The following is a 12,530-nucleotide window of genomic DNA, read 5'->3' on the forward strand; positions in this document are numbered from 1 at the left end:
ATTCATTAACCCCTTTCCCAATCGCGATTAATTCGTTCCCGCGTAAGAATGAAGGCCCGCTATTACCAGATTTACGCCAATCAGCGTAAATAAAATAACGACGAAGCCGATGACCGCGAGCCAAGAGGACCGCAGGCCCTGCCAACCGCGCGACAATCTGAAATGCAAATAAGCACTGTAGTAAAGCCAGGAAATAAGCGCCCAAACTTCCTTCGGGTCCCAACCCCAGAATCGGCCCCAGGCAATATTGGCCCAAATCATGGCAAAGATGAGCGCACCGAGCGTGAAAATCGGAAAGCCTATCGCAATGGCACGATAGCTGATTTCATCCAGATCATCCGGGTCAACACCCTCCATGACTGGATGAATGACTGCGCCAAGCGGCTTGCGGAATACAAGGCGAAGCAAGCCATACAAAATCGTTCCGGCAATAATCGACCAAATAACCGTATTGAGCTTGCGGCCGGCATTAACGCCGTTCATCCATGATGGTGCCTCAAGCTTCGTATCCGTCATGCCGAGGAAGCTGTCAGCATGGACGACCTGGCTGTTATAAGGCTTCACAATTGGGGGCAGCGTATAATCAACCGTTTCGACTTTAGATGACTCAATCCCTTTAGAATCGATTGTCGACAGCTCTTGCGAGAACTGCGCTTCATAACCAGCGGAGCGGAAACCAAATACCGCAACGAGAAAACCAATAATAATAATAATCGTATATAGCGAGAATTCGACCCAAAATCGTGATCTCCGCGCTTCCTTCGTCTCGCTTTTAAAATCAACAACCCGCAGCAAATACATAAGCCCGGCAGCAAAACCGACGGCAAAAAAGGCTTCGCCGAGCGCAGCTGTCGTGACATGCACTTTCAGCCAAATCGAGTTAAGCGCTGGAATAAGCGGCTGAACCTCCTGTGGAAAAACCGAAGCATAAGCCACGATAATAACAGTTAGCGGCAGGGAGAACATGCCCAGCAGCGCTTTACGATAAATCGCATATATAATCGTAAAAGCAATCATAATCGCCATGCCGAGGAAGGTCATAAATTCGTACATATTACTCGTTGGAATTTGACCGCTTCCTGCCCATCGTGTGAAGAAGAAGGTCAGATGGGCAGCCAGCCCCAAGCTTGAAGTGATAAACGCAATGCGTCCCCAGCGCTTCTCATGCTGAAACGGATCGCGGTTGCTCCACTTTTTCCCCGCAATCGCAATGACATAAAATAAAAAGGCAAAGCAATACAGAAAAAAAGCGGCTATAAAAGCATCACTGCTCAAATCAACTAAACTCACGCGTTATTCCCTCCGTTATCTAGCGACTTTGGATCTACGGTCACGCCATTTTTTTGAAGCGCGCCCGCCACATCCGCCCGCATGCCGTACCAGTTTTTATTCGTGTGTGCGCCAAGAGACAGCTGGCCATCATCAATGCGCAGCCAAATTCTACGATGCTGCCAATAGGAGCCCATCAATAGGCCAATCATTGAAATAGCTGCGCCGACCCAGACGAAGTTCAATGCCTTGTCCACACGAACGTTAAGCGAGGTAGAAGCTTCTGAGAAGTTGACATTTTGCATTCCGTCGACCTTGATCTCAAACTTGCTTGCTAAAGCGCCATTAATTTGATCTTGCCCGAACTTCTCCTTGTCCTTCTGCATCGGGAAATACATGTAAGGCTGCCCGGCTTCAGGCAGTCCCGGCCCGGTAATCAGAAAGACGAATGCAGGCGCATTCGGCTCACGTCCAAGCGTCGTCGGTTCGCCGTTCTCGCCAACTGCAAAATCCATGTAATTGGCGATCAGCCGCATCTTGTAAGGACCGAGCTCATAATTAAGCTCCGCATCCTTCATCATCAGCTCGAACGGCCCGTATTTCTCGCCGGTCTCTTTGTTGATCAGCATCGGCTTGACACTGATCAGCTTGGGCGTCAGGTCGAAGTCAAACTGATAAAGCTTCAAGCCCTTATACTTCAGCGGGCTGTTGACGATAATATCATGTTTGGCTACTTCCTCAAGCACCGGCGTCTCGCCAGCCTCGCAGCCGCTTGTACATGTATAAAGGACAGCCGCCGTTTCATAGAGCTTTGCCCTAGCTTGTCCCTTCAGCTCTGGCGGAAGCTCGTCATCCGTATAAAAATCAACGGTAAACTTTTCATTTTTGACAAAATAGTTGGTGCCTTCAATCGGTACGGTCGCGCCGTCAGCAACGGAAATATAGCTGTCCATTTGCCAGCCTGGCAAGCTGCGGGCGAGTATCGAGAGCAGAAACAAAATAAGGCCGATATGATTAATATAAGGCCCCCATCTACTAAATCGGTTTTTCTCCGCAAGCAGCGCTGAACCGTCCATATGAACGCGGTAGCGCTTCCGCTTTAGCTGAGCCGCAAACTGCTCCACCCAAGCTTCGGCAGGCTCGTCCACTTTTGCGGAATAAACCGTCTTCTGCCGATTGATGAACTGGAGATGCTTGCGAATTTGCTGCTTGCTCAGTGCCCGATATAACGGCAAAATCCGGTCCAGGCTGCAAATGACGAGCGACGTTCCGATCATTACAAGCAGCGTAATGAACCACCAGGACTCATAAGTGTGCGACAACCCCAGCATATGATAAATCTTCCCTGGGGTGCCGTATGTACTTTCATAATAAGCCGCAATATCAAAATTGTTAATAAACGTGTTTTCCTGCGGGTAAATCGTTCCTAGAGTAGCGCCGAGAAACGTCAGCACGATCAAATAAATCGCAATTTTGACGGAAGAAAAAAAGCTCCAAATCCGATCGATCGGATTTTGGTTTTTCTTCTGCGAACGCCGGGCAATGCCGTCATAACGCATTTCCAGCGGCTCACTTTGCTGCTGGTCCTCCATAAGCGGCTTGCCGCAGCTTTCGCACAGCACAGTTCCAACCGCGTTCTGATGCCCGCATTCACACTTGGTGTTATGTATAGATAACACGGAAGAAACCTCCTAATACGTTAACAGCTTCTCAATACGCTCATCGATATATTCCTCTGTCATTCCGCCAACTGTAATATCCATAATGGTGCCATCCGGCTTTACGAAAAAAGTAGTCGGATACGACTTAAGTCCATACTTTCGCTCCGTCTTCCTGTCAACATCGCGCAATATCGGATAGTTCAGCTCAAACTGGCGGACGAAATTATTGACGGTGAGTGTATCCTCACTCAAATTAATAGCCAGAATTTCGAGGCCATCGTTTTGCCATTTGGCAAATTGACGTTCGAATTCCGGCATTTCCTTCACGCATGGCGGGCAGAACGTTCCCCAGAAATTAACGACGATCGCTTTGCCCTTATAATCGGACAACTGATGCACGTTGCCCTGCAAATCTACAAGCTTAAACTCCGGCGGTGTGCCGCCCACCTTCGGAATGCCCCCGCTTTCGCCCGAAGCAAACAAAGTTGTTCCAATCGCATACCCCCCGATTATGAGCACGGCTGACAATATGACGATTTGCATAATTTTGCGTGACGATTTCATAGGGCTTTCATCACCTGCATTTCGGTTAGTGTGTCAACATAGATAGTTCCATTATAACGAAAAGCTGGCGGCAATTGCCGCTGCCGCCGTCTACTTTTTATGAACTTTATGTGACTTGCGAGCAGCTTCGCGCAGCTCCTTCACTTCTACAGGCGTCAGATGGCGGAATTGCCCCCTTGCCAAATTGTGCAAGCCCAGCTCGCCGAACTTCACCCTTCTCAAGCGAACGACAGGATGGTTAATCGCTTCGAACATCCGTCTAACCTGGCGATTGCGGCCTTCATAAATGGTAATACGGACAGTCGATGTATTCTCTTCCGTATTAACATCCTGGTACTCAACCTCAGCAGGAGCGGTCATGCCGTCTTCAAGCTTAACGCCCTTCTTCAATTGGTCCAGCAGCGTTCCGTGAGGCACGCCCTTTACTGTCGCATAATAGGTTTTCGGTACATGATGGCTCGGATGCGTCAGAAGATTGGCGAACTCGCCGTCATTCGTCAGCAGCAGCAGCCCTTCCGTATCATAGTCCAAGCGGCCTACCGGATACACGCGCTCCCTGATGCCTGGCAAATAGTCAGAGACGATTTTGCGGCCTTGCGGATCGCTCGCACTCGTAATAACGCCCTTCGGCTTATTCAGCATCACATACACTTTCTTCTCATTTCGGATCGGCTTGCCATTCACGAGAATGACATCGACAGCTGGGTCTGCTTTCACACCAAGCTCGGTCACTTTCTCGCCATTGACTTCCACCACTCCGGCCAAAATCATTTCCTCGCATTTTCTTCGGGATGCGATGCCCGCTTGCGCTAATATTTTCTGTAAACGTTCCAATACTTTCACCTCAAACTTTATCATACCGATATGAGGCGCAAAGCACAAGCACTGTTAACCGAATATGTACATGCAAATGAAAATTGCCGCTAAAAAACCGATCAGATCGGAAAACAAGCCCACTTTAAGCGCATATTTGGTTTTTCGAATGCCGATAGCGCCAAAATAAACGGTCAGCACATAAAGCGTCGTATCCGTGCTTCCTTGAATGGTAGACGCAATCCGGCCAATCATCGAATCCGGCCCATAGGTTTGAATCAGGTCTGCGGTAAAAGCAAGCGACCCTGCCCCCGTTAGCGGCCTGAGCACCGCAAGCGGCAATACCTCGCTCGGTATGCTGAGCCAATCGAACAACGGACGAACGGCGCCAATCATAAAATCCATCGCGCCAGAAGCGCGAAACATGCTGATCGCGACCATCATCCCAACGAGATGGGGAATAATTGCAATGGCCGTACCGAAGCCGTCCTTGGCTCCTTCTGTGAAGGTCTCATAGACGGGCACTTTGCGAAAAGCCGCATAAAGCGGAATAAATACGATAATAGCGGGTATCAACCATGCCGATGCTCTTGTAAAAGCGTCAAGCAACGCCGCCACCTCCCCCCGAAGCTGCCGCAGCTCCCGGCTTGGCTGGAGGAGCAAGAGGCTGGGATGGGCCTTTAATAATAGGCGGCTTTTGCCTGCTGCGGTACCAGCGATCAGCTGCAATCGCCGCGGTGGTGGCAATAAACGTTGCGGCGAGCGTCGTGCCGACGATTTCCGCCGGATTCGCCGAGCCGTAATTCATGCGAATCGCAATTAATGTCGTAGGAATAAGCGTAATGCTGGACGTATTTAGCGCCAGCAGCGTGCACATGGCTGGAGTGGCTACAGCCGGATCTGGGCTCAGCTTCTGCAGCTCCTGCATCGCCTTAATGCCCATCGGCGTTGCTGCATTGCCTAATCCGAAGAGGTTGGCGCTGAGGTTGCTCATAATATAGCCGAGTGCCGGATGGTTTTTGGGCACATCGGGAAATAGAAAGCGGACGATGGGACCGAGCAGCTGTGCCATTTTCTTCAACAGCCCGGCATCCTCCGCTATTCGCATCATGCCAAGCCAGAACACCATAATGCTGATCAGCCCAAAGCTGATCGTCACGCCGGCCTGCGCTCCTGTGAACGCGGCTCCGGCTACTGCATCGATTTTGCCATTGAAAGCACCGACAACGACGCTAATGACAATTAAAAACAGCCAAATAAAATTAACCATGCTTCCCGCCTCCCCAAGCAGTCAAGCGTAAACGGCGGCTTTCATCTTCATCACGAAGCAGCCGTTTCAGATTCCATTTAAAGTGGTATACTGCAGACTTATATCAACTAAACAACGCCCGAATGGCTTCGCCAGCCGCCGCCAAATAACTTTCTTTCCTTAGCCCATCGTTGAAAAAGGCATCCGCTTCGGCCTTTTTGCGCTCCGGAAGCGTAAGTCTGCTGCTTCCCGTATCATAGATTGGTACAGCTCCTATTTTCGCCCCGTTCATATACCACTCCAGCGTTCCTCTTTCGCCTAATGCATAACGCGTCGTTGCCGCATTTACCACGACAAGCCGCGAAGTCAGCTGGCCTTTTTCCTCCTCCGTTAAGGGGTAGCTGAAGCTTTGCCCTACAGCGTAAGGATAGCCGGCAAGCGCCTGTCCTTTACCCGCTATTTGGGCTAGCGGATAATGCTCGAAGCCCCAATCAAGCATATGGCGATGATCCGCCCAATCGTCTCCATCGCTAAGTGTGACAGCTGCCAGCTGCTGACCGTCACGGGTGGCGGAGCTGACAAGGCAGCGCAGCGCCTGCTTGGTGTAGCCGGTTTTAACACCATCTGCACCCTCATACATTTGGAGCATTTTATTTTTGTTCACCCATTTGTACTGCCACTGCTCATGCGGATTTGGAACCTGCTTGACCGGTGTGCTGACAATTTTGGCAAACACGGGATTGCGCAGCGCATAAGCTGCCAGCTTAGCAAGATCGTTAGCAGAGGAATAATGCCCCTCCTCATCAAGGCCATGCGGGTTTTTAAATTGGGAGTTTTTCATTCCCAGAAAAGCAGCTTTTTCATTCATCAGCACAACGAAGCCATCCTCTGAACCGCCGACATGCTCGGCAATTGCGGTTGCTGCATCATTTCCCGAGCGCAGCATGAGGCCATAGAGCATGTCCTGCAATTTCATTTCTTCATTAAGCTGCAAATAAATCGAGGACCCTTCCTTGCCTACTGCACGCTTGCCCGTCTTGACGGTGCCTGACAGGTTGCCATGCTCTATCGCTACGATTGCGGTCATAATTTTGGTTAAGCTGGCTATAAGCATCGGCTTGTCACCGTCCTCGCTGTAGAGCAATCTGCCTGAGGTGACATCAATCAGCGCCGACGCTGATGCATGTGTGCTCAGCGGTTCTGGTTCAGCCGCGTAGCCTGGCGCTGGCAGGCTTGTCTCTGTCAAGCAGAGCGCCAAACCTAACAAGAGCAGTAATCGAGCTATTTTCACATTGCTAATCATTCTTCGCGGCCCCTTTCCTATGTGTAAGTCTGATATACAAGGAAGGACTTTCCTACAGACTTTTAAACGCCTTGTACACTATATGCTTGTCTCGGCAAAATAAGACTGTAAAGTGTAGCCCGCTTACGCCCTAGCTGACGTTCCAGTACCTAACGAGCGCAGCAATATTACAATATCTATATAGGCTTAACTTTTAAAATTTATACTTTAAACGAAAAACTGCCCTTGCGGGCAGCTCTGGCCTTAAATAATGGTTGTGTCAGTTGTGCTCATATAGCCTGAGTTCATAGTGGTGCCAGTTAATTGGCTTGCACCACTGGACGAGCTTCGCATCATCGATTGCACCTTGTCAAATACATATGGTGTCGAATCAATAATTCGCTCCAGCAAATGCGTGTTGTTGTCGAGCGGCACGATTTTGACGCCTTGGGTGCCGACAACGAGGAAGGCAATTGGTGTAATGGATACGCCGCCGCCGCTTCCTCCGCCGAAAGGAGTTGCTACGGTAGCTTTGTGACTGTCATCGGAGCTGCTGGACGAAGCCGAGCTGTCACCGCTGAACCGCATATCACTACCTCCGGCTACAAAACCGAAGCCAACTTTACTGATCGGCATAATAATGCTGCCGTCTGGCGTTTGCACAGGGTCGCCTACAATCGTATTGACGTCGACCATTTCTTTAATATTTTCCATTGCTGTCTGCATAAGGCCCTGTATTGGATGCTCTTGCACAACATCTCCTCCTAATTGTCCAAATCAATTTAACGCAGGCTACGCTAATAATGTTTCCCGCGGCCGCGTATTGTATGTAATTAAAAAAAAGCAAAACCACGCCCCTTTTGAAGGAGGTGGTTTTGCTTGCCCATGAAATATTTAGCTATGCTCATCCATTATTTAAACAATATATGGTGCCACACATGAATGCCGTGCGAGCCTTTTTTGAGTCTCAGCAGCAAAGCCAGCCAAGATCTCACCGCATGGAACATGCTGAGCTTAGCCGTACAATGCCATTCCGTCTGAAAATAAGTTCCTTGGTATACCGGCTGCACCTGGAGCACCGGATCGGCTTTAAGCAGCACGAATTGTGAAATGACGCCCAGCATCGTCGTTTTAATCGACCATACTGCCCCCGTCGTCATGGCCGTCCACATCGCGTCTCCAACGCCTACCGTTGTCGACCATTTCCATTCGGTCAATTGCACCTTTTTCAGCAGCTGCTTGACCCAGCCTCGCAAATTATCGGTAACTTCCACCGCATGCTTCAGTTTTTCTATAAACCGCTGTACATTTTCGGCGTCAATTTTCCCCTGCTGCTCTTTGGAATGCTGTACGCCCGCACGGTTGGTACTAATTTGCTCATGCAGCCGAATCATGGCCCCCTGCAATTTCATCTGCGGGATCTTCACCTTATAGTGCAGCAGCCCGTACAGCCCTACAATTCGCACATCGATATGGTCAAGCTCGCCCTTCCTAGTCAGCTTTCCATATACACGCACCGGCGAAGCAAGGGCCAGCAGCAATAAGAACAAAAAAAAGAGACCTGCCGCCGTCATCAAGCCGTAAAGGTTTCCGGGCATTTTGCTTCCTCCGTTTTCCTATTATGGATTGAATATAGTATGACCCGGCGGTCAAATCTCATTCTCTGCAAGCTTGATTAATTCGGCGGAATCTCGTCAATGGTCATTTGCCGCTCGCCGATGCGTTCAAACAGCATTTGCGTCTGTTCTTCAAGGGCGTCTTCTACATCGATGTGCTTCGGCTCTGGCAAAGCTTTAATGCTCGACAAGCCGAAATAATCGAGGAACGCTTTGGTCGTGCCGTACAAAATAGGACGTCCTATTGCTTCCGCGCGGCCCACCTCTTCAATTAAATCTTTAGAGACGAGCGACTGAATCGCTCTATCGGTTTTGACACCGCGAATTTCCTCGATATCAATTCGGGTAATCGGCTGGCGGTAGGCAACGATTGATAACGTCTCCAGCGCTGCCTGCGACAGCTGCGAACGTGTTGGCGTATAGGCCATCCGCTCAAAATAAGCTGCGTGATCAGGATGCGTCGTCAACCGATAAGCACCAGCAACCTCCGTTACCTGAACGCCCCGCTCCTCACGCGCCAAATCCCGGTGCAGCTCATACACCAAATCGGCAGCAAGCTCGGCATCAAACTGCATAATATCAGCAATTTGCCGCTTCGTCAGTCCTTCATCTCCTGCCATGAACAGCAGGCCCTCAATAATCGACTTCAACTTCTGATAATCCACTGTCCTCTGCATCCCCTCTCCAATGAATGACAATATCATCAAACAGCTGATGCTGAAAACAACGAATATGCTTCATCTTCATCAACTCCAAAATCGCCAAAAACGTTACGACGATTTCATGCTTGTCCATATTTTCACGAATCAGCTTTGAAAACTGCACCGTCTCATACTGCCGCAGTACTTCAACAATGTCGCGAATCCGATCCTTTACGGAAATTTCGTCCCGCTGCACGGTCGCCACAAATTGGCGCCTCGCTGCCTTTTTGAGCGCACGCTGAAAAGCCGCTACCAGATCAGACACATGCAGGCCCTCAAGCGGGTTAATGTCCTGCTCCTGCAAAAAGGGGGTCATGTCCTCCGGCTCACGCGAAAAAACGAGGCTCCGCTGCGTTTCCTTCTCGCGCAGCTGCTCGGCAATTTGCTTGAATTTGCGGTATTCCACGAGCTTCTGAATGAGCTCATCACGAGGATCAAGGCCATCATCCGGCCAGTCCTCATATTCTTCCTCAAACACGGGCGGCTTCGGCAGCAGCTGCCTGCTCTTGATGGCCAGCAGCGTAGCTGCCATCACCAAAAACTCGCTGGTCACCTCAAGCTCCATCTCCGTCATTGCGTTCAAATAGTCCATATACTGATCTGTAATCTCATTGATCGATACCTCATGAATATCGATTTCTGCTTTATCAATCAAATGCAGCAGCAAATCCAGAGGCCCTTCGAAAGATTCCAGCTTGTAAAGCACTGACACTGCCATTTCCTCCCGACTAATCTTCCGATAAAATCGCTGCGCCACCCGTAAGCGTAAACAGCTGCTGCCAACACACACTAGCGGCATCCATCCGTTACGCTGAAAATATAGAAAGGCCTCTTCTCAGAGGCCCATCTCGCGAGCTGCAAGCCTTAAGCTTAATTATGCAGCAATTTTGTCAAATTAGCCATCTCTATTGCACTAGCAGCTGCTTCATACCCTTTATTTCCAGCTTTTGTTCCTGCGCGTTCAATCGCTTGCTCGATGGAATCAACCGTCAATACGCCAAAAATCGTCGGTACGCCCGTTTTCAAGCCAACAGCCGCTACCCCTTTGGCCGCCTCATTGCACACATAATCAAAATGCGGCGTTGATCCTCTAATAACGGCGCCAAGCGTAATAACCGCATCGTATTTGCCGCTCTCTGCCATTTTTTGCGCGATAAGCGGAATTTCAAAAGCTCCTGGCACCCAAGCAACCTCAACCTCATTATCCAAAGCGCCATGGCGTTTAAACGCATCAAGCGCTCCGCTCAGCAGCTTGCCGGCAATAAATTCGTTAAACCTTCCAACAACGATTCCGTAACGCAAGCCTTCCGATACTAAATGTCCCTCATATACATGCGGCATAATTAAATTCCTCCCAAATGGTTTTTATAATATTTTTAATATTACTGTTGTTCCTGGTTTTGATCCTGAAAATCGAACAGATGGCCCAGCTTCGCCTGCTTCGTCCGCAAATAACGATCATTGTCCTTATTCGCTTCCATTTGAATCGGCACACGCTCGGTGACTTCAAGGCCATAGCCTTCCAGCCCTTTAATTTTGCGCGGGTTGTTGGTGAGCAGGCGCATTTTGCGAATGCCGAGATCGCGCAAAATTTGTGCGCCAATACCGTAGTCCCGCAAGTCCGGCGCAAATCCAAGCTGCAAATTGGCATCGACCGTATCCAGCCCCTGCTCCTGAAGCACATAAGCTTTCAGCTTGTTGATCAGACCGATTCCGCGTCCTTCCTGGCGCATATAGAGCAGCACGCCATTGCCCGCTTCCTCAATTTGCGACAGCGCTGCCGCAAGCTGCGGCCCGCAATCACAACGATGCGAATGGAACACATCGCCCGTCAAGCATTCCGAGTGCACGCGCACAAGCAGCGGAGTTCCTGGATCAATCTCGCCTTTGACAAAAGCAACATGCTCCTTGCCGTCTACATCATTCGTAAAACCAATCGCTTTAAAATCGCCGAAATCCGTTGGCATATTAACCTCAACGACACGCTCGACGAGCTTTTCCTTCGCATTGCGGTATATAATCAGCTCTTGGATTGTAATAAGCTTGAGATCATGCTCATGCTTAAACGCCACGAGATCCGGCAATCTTGCCATCGTGCCATCTTCATTAATGACCTCGCAAATGACCGCTGCCGGTTCCGAGCCGCACATCAGGGCCAGATCGATACCTGCCTCTGTATGGCCTGCCCGTCTGAGCACACCGCCATCTTTCGCAATTAGCGGGAAAATGTGGCCCGGCTTGCGGAAATCTGCCGCCTTCGTGTTCGGGTCAATGAGCGACTTGACCGTCTCGGAGCGCTCATGCGCGGAGATGCCGGTCGTTGTGGAAATATGGTCAACGGAAACGGTAAACGCCGTTCCATGAAAATCCGTGTTGCGCGCTACCATCGGCGGCAGCTCCAATTGCTCCGCCCGCTCTGCGGTAATCGGAACACACACAAGCCCCCGCGCCTTTGTAATCATAAAATTGATGACTTCAGGCGTCGCCATGGAGGCCAGCGCAATGAGGTCGCCCTCATTTTCCCGATCCTCATCATCTACAACGATAACGGGCTTGCCAAGCAGCAAATCCTCAAGCGCTTCCTCAATCGTATTGAACAAAGATTTCTCTAAAGGCTGATCCTGCTGTCCCATAAAGCTTCCCTCCCTGATCATTCACCACTTCAACTAGCCACTACCTGGTTATTACATAAATCCATTTTCACTTAAAAAAGCAGCGCTCAGCTTTGCTCCGCCAGCCTTGCCGGCTTTGCCGCCGGAAGCCGCACCAGCCTCGCGTGCTGGCTTGAAATGCAGCAAATGCTCCACATATTTGCCAATCATATCGCATTCGATATTAACCGAATCGCCTATGCGCTTATCCAGTAATGCCGTTTCTCCCAGCGTATGTGGGATGACCGACACCGAGAAGCCAGAATCATTCGTCCCGACAACCGTCAAGCTGATGCCATCAATAGCGATCGAACCTTTAGGAATGACATATTTCAGCGTTGCCGCATCATGGAGCTTTATGCTGAATATGACAGCATTAGCGTCGGTTTCCCTTTTGGCAATGATGCCTGTACCGTCAATATGCCCCTGCACCATATGACCGCCGAAGCGCCCTCCTGCCAGCATCGCCCGCTCCAGGTTGACCTGCTCCCCGGGCTTCAGCTGGTGAAGATTGGAGCGCCGGTACGTTTCTGGCATTACATCGGCATCAAAGGTGCTGCCTGTAAAGGAGATGACTGTCAGACAAACGCCGTTTACCGCTATGCTGTCACCCAGCGCTACGCCTTCGAGAACGCGGGAAGCAGCAATCGTTACTACCATAGCCTCACCCTGCTTGACCACCCGTTTCAGCTTACCGACTTCTTCAATCAGACCTGTAAACACG

General features: G+C 50.2%; 14 protein-coding genes. All 14 read right to left on the reverse strand.

The annotated features are described in order from the left end of the window. Positions 1–27: 27 nt before the first annotated feature. Positions 28–1,290 carry a cytochrome c biogenesis protein CcsA gene (gene ccsA, locus ASF12_RS01765; RefSeq protein WP_056028879.1) on the reverse strand — a complete coding sequence of 421 codons (1,263 nt, stop codon included), beginning with the start codon at positions 1,288–1,290 and terminating at the stop codon, positions 28–30. Next, the gene (resB, locus tag ASF12_RS01770; protein WP_235533012.1) at positions 1,287–2,948 is read right to left on the reverse strand and encodes a cytochrome c biogenesis protein ResB; all 1,662 of its coding nucleotides are present in this window, start codon (positions 2,946–2,948) and stop codon (positions 1,287–1,289) included. Before resB ends, ccsA begins: the two co-directional genes overlap by 4 nt. 12 nt (positions 2,949–2,960) lie before the next feature. Next, on the reverse strand, positions 2,961–3,494 hold the full coding sequence (locus tag ASF12_RS01775; RefSeq protein WP_056028881.1) for a redoxin domain-containing protein: 534 nt from the start codon (positions 3,492–3,494) through the stop codon (positions 2,961–2,963). A 90-nt stretch (positions 3,495–3,584) separates the two neighbouring features. Beyond that, positions 3,585–4,328 (reverse strand): pseudouridine synthase, encoded by a 744-nt coding sequence (locus ASF12_RS01780; protein ID WP_046231994.1) that lies wholly within the window; start codon positions 4,326–4,328, stop codon positions 3,585–3,587. Between the two features lie 54 nt (positions 4,329–4,382). Further along, a complete protein-coding gene (locus tag ASF12_RS01785; protein ID WP_056028883.1) occupies positions 4,383–4,916 on the reverse strand; it encodes a spore maturation protein in 534 nt (177 codons plus the stop codon). Beyond that, positions 4,909–5,577, reverse strand: coding sequence for a nucleoside recognition domain-containing protein (locus tag ASF12_RS01790; protein ID WP_056028885.1), 669 nt, complete (start codon positions 5,575–5,577; stop codon positions 4,909–4,911). Before ASF12_RS01790 ends, ASF12_RS01785 begins: the two co-directional genes overlap by 8 nt. A 103-nt stretch (positions 5,578–5,680) precedes the next feature. After that, positions 5,681–6,859 carry a D-alanyl-D-alanine carboxypeptidase family protein gene (locus tag ASF12_RS01795; RefSeq protein ID WP_056028887.1) on the reverse strand — a complete coding sequence of 393 codons (1,179 nt, stop codon included), beginning with the start codon at positions 6,857–6,859 and terminating at the stop codon, positions 5,681–5,683. 243 nt (positions 6,860–7,102) lie between these two features. Beyond that, positions 7,103–7,591, reverse strand: coding sequence for a GerW family sporulation protein (gene ytfJ, locus ASF12_RS01800; RefSeq protein ID WP_056028889.1), 489 nt, complete (start codon positions 7,589–7,591; stop codon positions 7,103–7,105). Positions 7,592–7,749: 158 nt separating this feature from the next. Further along, positions 7,750–8,436: a DUF2953 domain-containing protein gene (locus tag ASF12_RS01805; RefSeq protein WP_056028891.1), complete on the reverse strand. Its 687-nt coding sequence runs from the start codon at positions 8,434–8,436 to the stop codon at positions 7,750–7,752. A gap of 77 nt (positions 8,437–8,513) precedes the next feature. Further along, a complete protein-coding gene (gene scpB, locus ASF12_RS01810) occupies positions 8,514–9,119 on the reverse strand; it encodes an SMC-Scp complex subunit ScpB (protein WP_046231988.1) in 606 nt (201 codons plus the stop codon). Then, positions 9,088–9,867 carry a segregation and condensation protein A gene (locus ASF12_RS01815; protein ID WP_056028893.1) on the reverse strand — a complete coding sequence of 260 codons (780 nt, stop codon included), beginning with the start codon at positions 9,865–9,867 and terminating at the stop codon, positions 9,088–9,090. The genes scpB and ASF12_RS01815 overlap by 32 nt, the downstream gene beginning before the upstream one ends. A gap of 158 nt (positions 9,868–10,025) precedes the next feature. Next, entirely contained in the window at positions 10,026–10,496 is a 471-nt protein-coding gene (gene ribH / locus ASF12_RS01820; RefSeq protein ID WP_056028895.1) for a 6,7-dimethyl-8-ribityllumazine synthase, read from the reverse strand. 41 nt (positions 10,497–10,537) lie between these two features. Then, a complete protein-coding gene (locus ASF12_RS01825) occupies positions 10,538–11,788 on the reverse strand; it encodes a bifunctional 3,4-dihydroxy-2-butanone-4-phosphate synthase/GTP cyclohydrolase II (protein ID WP_056028897.1) in 1,251 nt (416 codons plus the stop codon). A 51-nt stretch (positions 11,789–11,839) separates the two neighbouring features. Further along, entirely contained in the window at positions 11,840–12,529 is a 690-nt protein-coding gene (gene ribE / locus ASF12_RS01830) for a riboflavin synthase (RefSeq protein ID WP_056028899.1), read from the reverse strand. Between the last annotated feature and the right edge of the window lies 1 nt (position 12,530).

The sequence above is a fragment of the Paenibacillus sp. Leaf72 genome, from assembly GCF_001422685.1.
In the GTDB taxonomy this organism is placed as follows: Bacteria; Bacillota; Bacilli; order Paenibacillales; family Paenibacillaceae; genus Pristimantibacillus.